The sequence below is a fragment of the Clostridium sp. JS66 genome (assembly GCF_033561535.1).
GTDB classification, from domain to species: Bacteria; Bacillota; Clostridia; order Clostridiales; family Clostridiaceae; genus Clostridium_AM; species Clostridium_AM carboxidivorans.
Window position 1 is genome coordinate 2,523,249 of record NZ_CP131467.1, and the last position, 15,034, is coordinate 2,538,282.

Annotated in this window: 10 protein-coding genes; 9 read left to right on the plus strand and 1 reads right to left on the minus strand. The window is 28.4% G+C overall.

From position 1 onward, the window contains the following. Positions 1-203 precede the first annotated feature (203 nt). A complete protein-coding gene (locus Q6H37_RS11875; RefSeq protein ID WP_318742134.1) occupies positions 204-2,306 on the minus strand; it encodes a M1 family metallopeptidase in 2,103 nt (700 codons plus the stop codon). Positions 2,307-2,745: 439 nt separating this feature from the next. Between Q6H37_RS11875 and Q6H37_RS11880 the strand changes: the two genes are divergently transcribed. From Q6H37_RS11880 to Q6H37_RS11920, 9 genes are all read left to right on the plus strand, one after another. Next, positions 2,746-6,921, plus strand: coding sequence for a DUF445 family protein (locus Q6H37_RS11880; RefSeq protein ID WP_318742135.1), 4,176 nt, complete (start codon positions 2,746-2,748; stop codon positions 6,919-6,921). A gap of 164 nt (positions 6,922-7,085) precedes the next feature. Beyond that, positions 7,086-7,772, plus strand: a complete 687-nt coding sequence (locus Q6H37_RS11885; RefSeq protein ID WP_318742136.1) for a response regulator transcription factor — start codon at positions 7,086-7,088, stop codon at positions 7,770-7,772. Further along, the gene (locus Q6H37_RS11890; protein ID WP_318742137.1) at positions 7,769-9,028 is read left to right on the plus strand and encodes a HAMP domain-containing sensor histidine kinase; all 1,260 of its coding nucleotides are present in this window, start codon (positions 7,769-7,771) and stop codon (positions 9,026-9,028) included. The genes Q6H37_RS11885 and Q6H37_RS11890 overlap by 4 nt, the downstream gene beginning before the upstream one ends. A gap of 91 nt (positions 9,029-9,119) precedes the next feature. Continuing rightward, positions 9,120-9,800: an ABC transporter ATP-binding protein gene (locus Q6H37_RS11895; RefSeq protein WP_318742138.1), complete on the plus strand. Its 681-nt coding sequence runs from the start codon at positions 9,120-9,122 to the stop codon at positions 9,798-9,800. Further along, on the plus strand, positions 9,793-12,228 hold the full coding sequence (locus Q6H37_RS11900) for an ABC transporter permease (RefSeq protein WP_318742139.1): 2,436 nt from the start codon (positions 9,793-9,795) through the stop codon (positions 12,226-12,228). Before Q6H37_RS11895 ends, Q6H37_RS11900 begins: the two co-directional genes overlap by 8 nt. Before the next feature lie 132 nt (positions 12,229-12,360). Further along, entirely contained in the window at positions 12,361-12,930 is a 570-nt protein-coding gene (locus Q6H37_RS11905; RefSeq protein WP_318742140.1) for a LemA family protein, read from the plus strand. Between the two features lie 83 nt (positions 12,931-13,013). Then, a complete protein-coding gene (locus Q6H37_RS11910; protein WP_318742141.1) occupies positions 13,014-13,808 on the plus strand; it encodes a TPM domain-containing protein in 795 nt (264 codons plus the stop codon). A 279-nt stretch (positions 13,809-14,087) separates the two neighbouring features. After that, positions 14,088-14,642: a SiaB family protein kinase gene (locus Q6H37_RS11915; protein ID WP_318742142.1), complete on the plus strand. Its 555-nt coding sequence runs from the start codon at positions 14,088-14,090 to the stop codon at positions 14,640-14,642. 8 nt (positions 14,643-14,650) lie between these two features. Further along, the gene (locus tag Q6H37_RS11920) at positions 14,651-15,034 is read left to right on the plus strand and encodes a DUF1987 domain-containing protein (RefSeq protein WP_318742143.1); all 384 of its coding nucleotides are present in this window, start codon (positions 14,651-14,653) and stop codon (positions 15,032-15,034) included.

Consider the following 15,034-nt stretch of genomic DNA (forward strand, 5'->3'; position numbering starts at 1 on the left):
AGTATCATGAAAGTGATATTTATTTGATATAGAAGTGTATTTTTAAAGAGAACAAAGTTCAAATACCAAATAAGGATAATTTTCTTAGTTACAAAGGAAATCATCCTTATTTGTTCTTTGAACTTTGTATTTTTTAAAAATCTTGTGTTGTAATATGTTTAAGTTGTAATAATATGGTAGCTTGTCTTATTTAAAGAAAGTTTTTAAAAACTGCCCTTAAAAAATTGTTTATTGTCTATAGATATTGTAAATTGAGAACCTGTATACCAATCTAAATCTGTATAAATTGAGTTATCCTTTGTCCAGAATAGTACAAATATCAATTTATTAGCATTTTTAGGGTTTTTAACAGTAAATGCTCCATTTATATCTTGGCTTTTAAATGAAAAAGCACTAGAAGAAATACCATCTTTATTTATAGTAACTGGAAGAACATTTTTCATGGAATCAAAGGTTTTATTTTTCCAAGGGTTGCCAAGAAGTATGATATTGTTATTGCTTATATCACTATCAGTTAAATCCTTATCTTGTTTTAATGATATATTGCTGTTTGCAAATATTCCAGCTTTAGTCATATTGTCTATTGATTTTTTCTCATCATCAGTTAAAGTTGATGGTTCTACTAATATAACTTTTTCACCATTTAACAATCTAAGTTGAAGACTGCCAATAATTAATCCATTATTTTTTTCTAAGTTTTTAAGTCTATCTTTATATTGCTCTTCTGACATTTTCTTAATTTGGTCATCTGTAAGCTTTAAGTTGTCTGCAGTATAATTATCAGAATTTAGAGAAGCTCGAATAGTATCACTTACATTTTTTCCTGATACTTTTTCTATTACACCTAAGAAATCATCTATTGATGCATTTTTAAATTTATATTCTTTAAAGTAAGTCTGCATTATATTTAAAAAGGCAGCATCTCCAACTCTTTTTCTTAAATCTTGCATTAAAAGAGCACCCTTACCATATATAACTAGGTTATATCCTGCACCAGTAGAATCATTATCAAATTTATCTACTCCTGAAGCTATGCTTGGAAACTTATATAGAGATGCAATTCTACCAATATTTGCACCATTATAAGAACTAATCATAGGAATTATACTGTTTGATGAGTATTCACCTGCAGTTTTTTCAAAATAGTAAGCAGTAGAAAAAGCGGTAATAGATTCATCCAAAAATGGTTCTTTAAATTCATTGTTACCTACAGTTACATACCACCACTGATGGCCTACTTCATGTACTGCAGCTTCTGATATAAAAGAATCTTCATATGAAACATCATCAGCCCTGGAGGCATTACCGGAATTTTGTATTTTTTGAGCATACATTGGCATTTGGATTATTTGGGGATACTCCATTGCTCCACCAGATAGATGGGTTTCCATTAAATCTAATTCATCATAAGGATATTTGCCAAATTGCTGACTGAAAAATTTTACTGCGCCTACAGCTGAATCAAGAACATTTTGAGCTGCAGCAGAGTCATCTTCGCCTGGTTTAGAGATGTAATAACTGTTTACCTTTATTCCATCTATTTCTTTAGATAAAACTTTATAATTAGGACTCATTATAATAATGAAATCTCTTACATTACTAGCATTTAAATTCATTACTTTAGTGTCCCTTTCAGAAGATTTTTCAGTTTCTTTTCCAGTAGATGCAACTACATAATTTTTAGGAACTTTTAAATTTACAGTATAGTCTCCTACATCACTGTAATTTGATTCTCCTACTACGTTGAAAGTATTTTCATCCCATTTATTTTCCTTTTCATTGTACATTGAAAGTATAGGATACCAGTTAGTCAATGAAACATCATTATCTATGTAGCCTAGTCTTGAAGTGCTCATAGGTAATTTTAATTTAAATTCGATGTATACCTTCATATCTTCATTACTCTTAAAATTATTATCTAAGCTGATTTTAAGTACTTGATTGTCTTGAGTAAAGTTTACTTGTTTATCATTAACAAGAACTTTACTTATGGATATGTCCCCCTTTTGAGCTTCAGTTAAATTTTGAGTACTAGATATTCCAACTTGAGAAGGCATAGTTTCCTTTTTATTATAAGAATCTGGATAAAGATGGAATACAATGTTTTTTAAGTCTGTACTAGTACTATTTTTAATGTTAACTTCTTCACTTCCAGTTAAAGTTTTAGTATTTGCATTAAAGTCTAAATCCATATTGTACTTTGCAGGAAGAGCTGAAGCTTTGACAATTCCACTGCTAATTAAGCACACAGTGAACAAACTTAGAAAAAAGGTAAAAATAACATTCTTGACTTTTTTTAAGTTCATTTTAATATCACATCCTTTCTAACATAAATATGTTGTATGTAAATTATACCATAAAATATGGAAATAAAATCTTAAATAAATCTTAAATGTTAATTTTAAGTAAATTGTGGAAAAGGATTTTTGCAAATTGAATTATTGAAGCGGGTAGCTTTTGGATAAAGATGTTAAATAACTAAGGTATTTATAAAATTTAGTATGTAACTAAAATTTTTATATAAATTAATCTTAATTCTAGTTTTAGCCAATGTTAAGATATTAATTCATGAGAAAATTTAAAAAATATTCAAGTACATAATATAAGAGGTTAAATGTGGTCATTCAGTCTGCCTTTGTTAATTGTCCTCTAAAAAATGTGTTGTACTATGATTATTATATGAAATTTATGTTATAATTTTGTATGACAAAAAACATTGATAACAGCGTTATTAAGGAGGATACTATGGAATTTAATTTAATAAAGGAAATTTTGACAGGTTCAATAACAGGATATATAACTAATGCTTTAGCAATTAAAATGATATTTAGAGAGTATGGTATTGGAAAATTTAAGGTGGGAGGAATGGTAGTAAAGACTAGAAATGAATTTATAGATAATGTAAGTTCATTGGTTGAAAATGATATAATAAACTTTCATACTTTAAAAGGAGAATTGGAAAAGGAGTCTTTTAAACAGAGCATTAAAGGATTTTCTAATGATTTGTTAAAAAATAAAATTTATAAAAAAACTTTAAATTTATCCTTAGGTGAAATTAAAGGATTTAATTCTACAATGGACAAAACAGAAAATTATATAAGAGAACATGCAGATGAAAACTTTTTTAATATATTTGAAGGTGTTTGCAGGAATGTTACTTTAAAAGATGTATTAAACGATAAACAAGTTGAAAGTATAAGTGAAAATGTATTTAAATATGCATTAGACAAATTAAACACTGATGATTTTATAGAAAAAGCTATAGTAGATTTTTATAATGAAAATAGATCTTTAAGTTTTGAAGAGTTTCTTGGAGGCAAAATAGTAGAATGCTTAGGTGAAAGCTTTGAAGATAATCTCAGCAATTTTCATATGGATTTAAAAAATAATTTTAGTGACTCTATAGATAGTGCTTTTGAAAATACAATTGAAGTTTTAAAAATAGATGAAATCTTAAATAAATTACAAGAAAAAATATCTCAAAAGACAATTGTGGATTTTGTTAAAAGTGAAGATATCAATAATTTTTCAAGAAGTTTAAGCGCTAAAATAGAAGAATTCTTAAAGGGGAATGAAGGAAAAAAATTAATAGATAACTTTATCATTGAATTATTTAGTGTTATAAAGTCTATGGATAAGTCCATTTATGATTTGCTTTCAGAAAATGCAGAAGGAAATATAGAAATTTTTATAAAGGATAAGCTTCAGGATGGAGTAAAAGAATTAATACTTTGGATACAAAATAACAAGAATGATATAGAAGGTCTAGTGGAAAATGCATTAGATGATACTATAAATGCCATAGATGATGAAATGAAAAAGGGAACCCTAAATTCACTTAAGAATAAGTTTTTAAGTGGCGCAGCAGGCAGATTTGGTATGGTATCAAAGATAACAGGATATTTGGATAACAATTTAGATGTAGATTCTGTAAGCACAGAAATAACAAATAAAATAGTTAGGTATGTTAAAGAACAGAAATTATCTAGTGCTATAGAAAGCTTAAGAGAAAATAATGTATTTAATGGAGAAACCATTAGAGACTTTATAAGCTGCAGTTTTAGTAACTATATGAATGAAAGCTTACAGGCATATGTTTTAGAAATTTCCAATAAAAAAATAGGTGATGTTTGTACATTGGATTTAGTGGGTGCTTTTAAAACATATATTAAGAAGCCTTTATTAAGTACAATAAAAAATAAATATATATATTCAGATAATGTTACTAAATTAGTAAAGAATGAAATTCTTAGAGGGTTAAACAATATTAATGCTTTAAAATTCAGTGAGCTTATAAGTGAAGAAATTGTTCATGAAAATAGCAGTATTATTAAAAAATCAATAATAGAAAAGTTAAATGGTAATAAAGGATATATAGTAAATTTAATTTCTAAACAATTGGTAACTTCTATAGGGGATGAAAATTTATACAACAGTTTAAATGAAAATGAAAGAAAAAACATATTAAATGAAGTTGTAGACAACATATTACATAAAGCTAATGGTGCCATTGATGATTTGAAACAATTAGAAGTTAAAAAGCTTTGTGATGGTATAAATAAAATACAAAATATAGATGGAATTTTAAGTGATAATATTCAATTGTGGTTAAATGATAATTTGGAGTACGTTGTAAAAGGAAATATAAAGGAGACAATTTCAAAAAATTTATCTAAGCTAAAGGATGAAGAACTTAAAGTAGCTGTTGAAGAGTTTATGGAAAAGGAAATGAAGCCAATTACAGTAATTGGCGCACTTCTTGGAGCAATTGCGGGTATACTCATGTACTTTTATGATAAATCTACAGTAGGCTATAACATTGTAACTGTAACTATTATTAATTTAATTGTATATGGATTTGTGGGCTGGATTACAAATGTTCAGGCAATAGCAATGCTTTTTAGACCTTATACTGAGAAAAGAATTTTTGATATAAAAATACCTTTTACCCCTGGTGTAGTGGCTGCAAGAAAACCTAAATTTGCAAAATCCATGAGTGCTTTTGTTGATAATAGCTTATTGGATAAAGACAGTATGAAGTATTTATTCAATAAAAATCAGGATACTATTTATAAAAAACTTGAAGAAAAGGTTTCTGAAAATGATTATAAAATAGCTGCAGATGTTCTAAATAGGTATTCAGGTAACATAAATGATATGAGTTACAGTTATATTAAGGAGATTATTAATAAAAATAAAGAAAAAATCTCAAATTCATTAGCAAGAGAATTAAGCAATTTTACTCCTTCTACAGTTTCTTCTTCTCATATTGAAGGAAAAATAGTAAAGGAAGCTTTGGAAAAAATAAAGGAATCTCATAAAGTAATAAGCAGCAGCTTAGAAGAGTTTTTAAAATCAGAAAAGAGTATTTCACAAGTAATTCCAAATAGCTTTAAAACATCATTACAAAACAGATTAAAGTACAAGGTTCAAGAAGAAGTAAATAATGTATCAAATTATTTTAATGAAGAAAATGATTTTATGAATCAATTTCATAGTGAATACAATGAAATAGTAAACAAATCAGTTAATGAAGTAGTAAATTCTAAATATATAATAAAGTGGAGTGAATTTTTTGGTGAATTAATAAAAGATAAACTATCTTCTAGGGAAACTGAAGATAAGATTTTTAATTACATTGAAGCTGTTATATCTAAAGAGATTTCTTTTGATAAAAAAATAAGTGAATTATTTAATGGTTTTTTTGTAAAAATGTTAGGATATAAATTTAACCTTATAGTGGAAGGTATAATTGCATATGCTTCAAAGAAACTTACAGATAATGAGCAAATTATAGCAGAAAGTGCTTCAGCTACAATTCAAGAAGGTTTAGGCTTCTTTGAAAAGGTAGGATATAACATGCTGGGTGGAGATGCAATAGTAGCTGATGTAGTTAGCAATGTGATAAATAAACAATTTCCAGGTTTTATAGGAAATAAAAAGGTTGAGTTATATCAAGTGATAGCTAACTTTGCAGGAGACAAAGTTTTAGGCAGTACAGTTTCTGATCTAAAGGTTACTGTTGAAAGCAAAGAAGTTTTCAATATTGTTAACAGCGAAGAATGCATGAGTGCAGTACAAAATAACTTGATGAAGACTACAAATGAAATACTTAATTCTTTAACGGAAATTAAAATAGAAAGCTATTTAAAGGATATATCCATTACCAATATAAAAGATTTGTGCAGTGTGTTTGAAAAAGAAATTAAATTTATAGATAAAGAAATGGCAAATAGTATAAATGAACACAGGGATTTAATTGCAAATGAATATAGTAATCTTGGCTATAAAGTTTTTGAAGATTTAATTTTATCAAGAAAAGTTAGTGATTTTACAGGAAAAATTGGGATTGAATATGTAGAAGATATAGCTGAAAATTTAAGCAATTTAGCATATAGCAGCAGTGCTGTACAACAAAACCTGCAAAGCTTTATAGAAGTATTGGCAAACAGTGCAATAACTGAAAAAGGTATTAGTGAGTTCTTTGATTTAAAGGAATTTAATAATTCTATACTGTATGTTATAGAAAAACTTATAGAAAATGAAGAAATTGATGAAGAGCTTAAAAAGTCCATTGCACATATAATTGAAGATGTTACAGAAAACAATTTAAATATTGTAGATAGTGATACCAAAAAGGATATACTTAGCATAATAATTAAATCAAGTATAGATGCAGCAGAAGATAATTTTTCAAATGTAATTGCCAGCGTTGATTTTAGAGGAATTACAGAAAAACAAATAAATAAAATGAATGCTAAGGAAATAGAAGATTTATTTAATTCCTTCGCTAAAAAGTATTTTAACAGACTTAAATTATATGGCTTTGGTGGAGCATTCTTTGGATTACATTGGGCTATAGGAGTTATTTCTTTTGTGATATATAAAGCTTCAGAATTAAAAGATAAACTAAAAAGCTAGTTATAAGATGGAGCTGCTGCATTAAGAAATTTATCTAGAGCACTTTTAGAGGACATTTGACAATTGGCAGAGAACAGTGAAGGAGAACTTTTCTGCGTTAGCAAAAAATCAACCTTCACTGTTAATTGTCCTCTGAAAAAATGTTTTGTATTAAGGAGATTTGTATGAAGAATATTTTACTTGTGGAAGATGATGAATCCTTAAATAGAGGAATTAGCTTTAAACTAAATAAGGAAGGTATGAAGGTTTTTGCTGCTAAAAATTTAGAAGAAGGAAGAGAAATATTTAATAACACATCATTAGATTTGATTATATTAGATATAGGGCTTCCTGATGGAAATGGTTTTGAATTTTGCAGTGAAATAAGAAAGCAAAGTGGAGTTTTAATTATATTTTTAACGGCTTGTGATGAAGAAGTGGATATAGTTACTGGTCTTGACATGGGTGCAGATGATTATATTACAAAACCTTTCAGTTTTATGGTTTTAATGTCAAGGATAAATGCACTTCTTAGAAGAAACATCAGTAGCAGCAGCTCTAAAATTGTTTCGGGGAACATAGCTTTTTATCCTGAGGAGATGAAGGTGTTAAAGGATGAAAAACAAATTGATTTAAGCAAAACAGAATTAAGGCTTTTAAAATATCTAATGATCAATAGTGGACAAATTATTAAGAAGGAACAGCTTTTGAATGAATTATGGGATTTAGATGGAGATTTTGTGGATTCCAACACAATTGCTGTAAATATAAGAAGGCTTAGAGAAAAGATAGAGATAAATCCTTCGAAACCTAAGTATATTAAAACTGTGAGAGGTATAGGATATATATGGTCTGAGGGGTGTGTGAAATGATTGATTATATAAAAAAAGAACCTTTACTAAAAAGGCTGCTTACTATATTAGTAATAAGCTTATTTTCCATGTGTTTTATTTTTCTAGCTATACAGTATTATTTTTTAGAGCAAATCCATAGAAATCAAATTCAGTTAAATCAAAATGTAGTAGGAAAGCTTGTAAGTGTATATCCAGATAAAGAAGTAGAAATAGTAAAAACAGTTATAAATAAAAATGATGAAAAGTTTGTAAAGACAGGAAACGAAGCCTTGATAAAATATGGATATGATATGAATACAAGAGCTTTTCAAGATGATATATTTAGAGATAGCTTTTACAAATTTGCAAAATTCAATATTGCAGCTTTTTTAATTATGATTATGTTAAATGTTATTTTATTTTTGAAGGGAAGCAAATGTTTTGAACAAAAATTAGAAGCTTTTTCAAGTAATATAGATAAATTAATGGAGGGAGATTACTCCGTAAATATATGTGATGAAGAAGAAGGAATATTGTCAAGAATTTCTACTCAATTTGAGCAAATGTCAAGAAGACTTAAAATAAGCTTTGAGTCCTTGGAAAAAGAAAAGGAAAATATAAAATCTTTAATAACGGATATATCACATCAATTGAAAACCCCTCTGGCATCTATAAAGATGTTCAATTCGCTTTTATTAGAAGATGGTGTAGGAAATTCAGAAAGAATGGAATTTTTAAATAGAAGTAAAGAAGATATAAAGAAATTGGAATGGTTAACTAGTTCTTTGGTGAAATTATCCAGATTAGAAGCAGGTATGATTAATTTGAAAAAGGAAAAAGGAGACATAAAAGAAACTATATTTAGAGCGGTTAATGATGTGTATTTAAAGGCGGAAGAAAAGGATATAGATATAAGTTTAGAAGAGAGTAAAAGCATTTTTACTTTTTATGATTGTAAATGGACGAAGGAAGCAATTGTTAATGTTATAGAAAATGCAATTAAATACACAAAAAAAGGAGGAAAAATAAAAATTATTATAAATAAAATGGAAACTTGTACAAGAATAGATATAAAAGACAATGGAATAGGGATAGAAGAAGAAGAAATTAATAATATCTTTAAGAGATTTTATAGAGGAAAATCGAAAGCAGTACAAGCATCAGAAGGTTCTGGCGTAGGCTTGTATCTTACAAGAAAGATACTGGAAGAACAGGGAGGCTGCATAACGGTTCAATCCCAAAATGGCATAGGAACTACCTTTAGTCTTTTCTTACAAAATTGTTATGAAAGTTGAAAGCAAAATGAAAGAACATGATGCTATGCTTTAATTATAGATATAGGCTAAATTGATTGCAAATCTATAATGTAAAGTTGGAGGTAATACTATGGAAATATTAAAGACAAGTGAATTGAAGAAATACTATGGGAAAGGTGAAAGCCTGGTAAAAGCTTTAGATAATGTAAACTTAGATATAAATGAAGGTGAGTTTACAGCTGTTGTTGGAACTTCAGGTTCTGGTAAGAGTACACTTTTGCATTTGTTAGGTGGGCTGGATAGACCAACAGCTGGCAAAGTGTTTATTGATGGTAAGGATATTTATTCGATGAAAGATGATAAGCTTGCTGTATTTAGAAGAAGAAAAATAGGATTTGTTTTTCAATCCTTTAACTTAATTCCAGTTTTAAATGTATGGGAAAATGTGGTGTTCCCAATAGGGTTAGATGGAAAAGAGGTGGACGAAGCTTATATAGAAGAATTAATGGAGACTTTAGGTATTTATGATAAAAAGGATATGCTCACCAATGCACTGTCAGGAGGACAACAGCAGAGAGTTGCAATAGCAAGAGCTTTATCCACCAAGCCTTCAATTATTTTAGCTGATGAGCCTACAGGAAATCTTGATTCTAAAACTGGACAGGAAGTTATGAATCTTCTTAAACTATCTGTAAAAAAGTATCATCAAACTTTGGTTATGATAACTCATAATGATAAAGTAGCTCAAATGGCTGATAGGGTAATAAGAATAGAGGATGGAAAAATAGTGGGAGGTTTGAGAAATGAATAGTTTATCAAACCTTTCAAGAAAAAATTTAAAAGTAAATAAGTTAAAAAATGTACTAGTTATTATAGCTATAATGCTGTCTACTTGCTTAATAACTACAATAGGTATTTTATCTTACAGCATTCAGCAAATGCAAATAAAACAAATTGTAGCTCAAACTGGTGATTTGCATGTAGAGTATGAGAATGTCAGTGCAAAGCAGGTTGAAATGCTAAAAAACAATAAGAAGCTTACCTCGGTAAATGAATATATAGGGTTAGGATTCAATAGTAAGTATATACCTTATTCAATTGAAATGTGTTATGTAGATAAGTCTACAGGGGATACAACCGATTATTTTAGATTGAAGGAAGGTAACTGGCCTGAAAAAGAAAATGATATAGCTGTGCCTAAATGGATGCTGGAAAAAATGGGCGTTAAAGCTAAAATTGGAGAGAAGGTTAATCTTTCTTACAGCCAGGAAATGAAGAAATATAAATATGAAGGTAAAGGAGAATTTGTTCTTTGCGGTATTTTAGAAGATAGTGAGCTTATGAGAACAGAACTATATAAGGCAATAGCTGTAGTCTCAAAGGATTATATTTTAAAAAATGTAAAACCTGAATACAGATTTAATCAAGTAACTGCCAAGGTAAAGGGAAGAAACATTTCAAATACTGCTTATGAAGTAGGGCATAGTGTAGGACTTAGTGACAAAAATATAAGTGTAAATAAAATGTATATAAATGCATTAGGACTATCTAAGGATGTTCTTATACCTGCAGGTATTGCGGGAGTTGTAGTAGTGCTGGCAACGGTACTTGTAATATATAATATTTTTTATATTTCCATTAAAGAGAGAATAACTCAGTTTGGATTGTTGTCTGCTTTAGGAGCAACTAAGAAGCAGATTAGAAGACTTATATTTAGAGAAGGATTGATGTTATCAATTATAGGAATTCCTGGAGGCATTATTTTAGGGCATCTTTTAAGCTTATTTATAATACCTTTGATTCCTTTGAACGTAAAGTTAACATTAGAAACTTCACCATATATAGTTGTATTATCTGCTTTTGTAAGTTTAGTTACAGTAGCAATGTCCCTTAGAAAACCAAGTAAAGTTGCAGCTAAAGTATCTCCTATTGAAGCAATACGGTATAGTGGAGTAGAGTTAAATTCAAGGAAAAAAGAAAGAAAGTCTAAAGGAATAATTACATTAAGAAGGTTAGCTTATTTGAATCTTTGGAGAAGTAAAAAAAGAACTATTACTACTATAGTGTCGATGTCATTAACAGGCATACTATTTATAGTGTTTTTTTCAATGTTTTCTAGTATGAAAAATAATCCAGATAACTATATAACTAGTGATTTTGAACTAACTTCATCTAGATTAACTCTTCATGGCAGGGATGATGGAAGTGATCCTTTAAATAAAGATGTATTGAGTAAGGTAAAGGCAATAAAGGGAATTGAAAAAATAAATATACTTAAGCATAAGGAGCTTTTTACAGCAGATAAAAGGATTGTAAATAAAGTCAATAATGAAGTTAAAAGTGATGATATGAAAAATTTTTCTGAGATAAATTGTGACTTTTTTGGTTTTGATGATTCTATACTGGAGGAATTAAAAAAGAATCTTTTACAAGGGGAAATTTCTAAAGAAAATTTAAAAAACAAAGATGAAGTTGTTATGGTAAATTATAATAAAGATAATCACACTACTGGAAATCCTCTTAAAGTTGGAGATAAGGTCATATTAGAAGATAAAAATGAAAGTAATTCAATAAAAAGAGAATTTACTATAGCAGCCATAGTTAGTTATAATACAAGATGGCTTGGTTATACTGCTGTTGGACCACAGTTTATAACTCATGAAGCAGCTTATTCCAAGGTTCTTAACGATAATAGAATAGGAAAGATATGTATTGACATTAATAATGAAAGTTATAAAAGCATAAAAAAGAGCTTGGAAAGTATATCAAAGGGAAATGATAATGCCATATTTTTTGATAGAAAAGAGTATAAACAAAAACAGGACTTGGAGTATAAGGGGATGGGACTTGCTGCTGTCAGTTTAATATCCATTATAGGTTTAATAGGAATTTTAAACTCTATAAATACTATGTTTACAAGTATAATGGCAAGAAAAAAAGAATTTGGAATGATGGAAGCTGTAGGACTTTCAAGTACTCAGCTTAGAAAATTGCTGCAAATAGAAGGACTTTATTATTCAGGTATAAGCATAATAGTATCTGTTATTTTGGGAATTTCACTTTCTTATGTGCTTTATTTGAATATGGAATTTGCAAAAAGCAGTGGATATAAATTACCATTCATACCTATAATATTAGTTATCATGGCATCTATATGTATTCAAGGTGTCATAACCTATATTGGAGAAAGATCACTTAGAAAAGAATCTGTAATAGATAGAGTTAGATATAACGAGTAATTACACGCCCATATGTTTTTAAAATATATGGGCTTATTTTGGTTCAAGAAATTAAAATTTGATGCACTAGTATATTTATTAAAAGAATTCCTTAAAATAAATATACTATTATAAAAAATGGTGGTGTATCAAATGAGTAGAAGATTAAAAACATCTTTAATTTTTATAGGAGTATTATTAATTATATTTTTACCTTTAATAGGTAGTTATAATTCCATTGTAGGATTAGAGCAGAAAGTTAGTGCAGCACAAGCTAATATTGATACTCAGCTGCAAAGAAGATCAGATTTGATACCAAACTTAGTTGAAACTGTAAAAGGTTATGCAGCTCAAGAAAAAACAATATTTACAGATGTAGCAAATGCACGAGCTAAGCTTGCTGGAGCACAAACAATTACTGATAGAGCAAATGCAGATGCTGAGCTTTCATCATCACTTTCAAGACTTTTGGTAATTGTTGAAAGATATCCAGATTTAAAATCCAATCAAAACTTTAAAGATTTATCTGTTGCTTTGGAGGGTACAGAAAATAGAATAGGAATTGCCAGACAAGATTATAATACTGCTGTGAATAATTATAATACATCCATAAGAAGGTTTCCAAATTCAATAATTTCAGGTATGTTTGGTTTTTCTCAAAAAACATATTATAAGGCTAGTCAGGGAGCACAGGAAGTTCCAAAGGTGAATTTTACAAAATAGTTTAAGTTACAGCCTAAGATTAATTAATTGATAAACTAGGTTGTAAAAAAGCTATTTTAGATAATTTAAAATGGAAAACTTAAATGAATAAAGTAAATACTAGGTTAAAGGTGACTTTATCATCTTTAGGTATAATACTTCTTGTGTTAATTTCTATTTTGATTCTGCCTTATTTTGCAAAAGGAGCTGCAAATATACCTGTACCAACTAAATTAAAATATGTAAATGATTATGTAGGCATTGTTGATGAGGATTCTAAAAATTATATTGTATCACTTGGTAATGAATTGGAAAGTAAGACTGGTTCACAAGCAGTAATTGTTGTAATTAGTTCACTTGAAGGAAAAGATATAGAATCTTATTCTAATGAACTTTTCAGAAATTGGGGAATTGGACAAAAAGGTAAGGATAATGGGCTTTTAATATTGTTATCAATAAATGATAAAAAATGGAGAGTGGAAGTAGGAAGAGGACTGGAAGGTGCAATTACAGATATATATTCTTCTAGAATAATGAATAGTGAAGCGGTTCCACTCTTTAAAGAAGGAAGATATGGAGAAGGTTTAAAAAATGCATATTCAATTTTTGCAAGCGATATAGCCAAAGAATATAATGTTAGTTTACAAGGAAGTAATGAAATTGCACAGGGACAAAAATCAGTTTCTATAAATCCTGTAATAATATACTATATCCTAGGTGCTTTTGTATTGGACATTTTACTTAATAAAGCAAGGATAACTAGATTTTTATTCTATTTGATGTTTTGGAATTCCTTTTGGGGAGGCCCAAGAGGAGGTAACGGAGGCTTTGGTGGAGGTAATCAAGGCGGATTTGGAGGAGGAAGCTCCAGTGGAGGTGGTTCTTCAGGAGGTTGGTAAAATTAATAACTTATGCTATTTCAAGACTGCTTATAAATATGTTTTGAAATAGTCATAAGTTAATTTTTATTATGAAAATTTTAAAATAAAATTGCGAATAATGTAATAGGTTTGTAATAAAAATAGGGTATAATAAATTGGAAAATTACTTGTAATAGTAATTCTTGATAAATTTTATAAGAAAAACAGCCATTAAAAATTATAAGGAACTGATAAAGTTAAACTTTGTTAAGATAAATAACTACAGTAAATAACTTATAAAATATTCATTAAAAAGGAGTGAACACATTGGAAAATGCAATATATGTGCTTCAAAAAAAATTAAGACAGTCAAAAATTGAATTCATATTTTCAGGAACATTTTCTCAAGGATTAATAGAAGAACTTGGACTAGCCCTAAAGCAGAGAATGCAGCTTCAACAGGTTAAAAAGAGTAAAATTAGTTCGGTTTTTTTTACCTTTATTGAACAAACACAAAATATTAAGCAATATGAAGTGTCAAAGGAAAACACAGAAGAATTTTTAACTATAGCAGGTTCTGGTGTAATAGCTATCTCAAAAACTCAGTCTGGATATTGCATAAATTCAGGAAATATTGTCCTAAATGCGGACATTTCAGGTTTGAAAGAAAAGTTGAATAAAATAATAGCACTGGATGGTGCAGAGCTCACTAATTATTTTAGAGAGATATCGAGAAGAGAAATTGATATGAATAAAGGGACATGTGGTCTTGGCTTGATTCAAATTGCAAGGAAATCTACTGAAAAGATTGAATATAACTTTGAAAAAATAGATGATGTTTATTCTTATTACACATTGACTGTCAGGATATGAGGTGGAAAATGGATAATTTTGTTATCGAAAATACTAAAAGCACTCCCTATGTGGAGTTTGACCCAGAACACAATAAATTGATTTTTAAAGGTGAATCTTATCCAGAAAATGCTTATGGTTTTTATGAACCTATTTATAAGTTGATAGATGAATATTTTGTTGAATTTGAAAAAATGACTGCAGATATTCAACTTTCCTATATAAATACTAGCAGCATAAAATGTTTGATTATGTTATTTGACAAGTTAAATACTAATTATAATAATAGAAAAGACATCATTATAAATTGGTATTATGATGAAGATAATGGATTTGATTATGATATGGGACAAGATTTTAAGATGGACATAGATATTCCTTTTAATTTTATTTCAATTAGTGATGAGGAATAA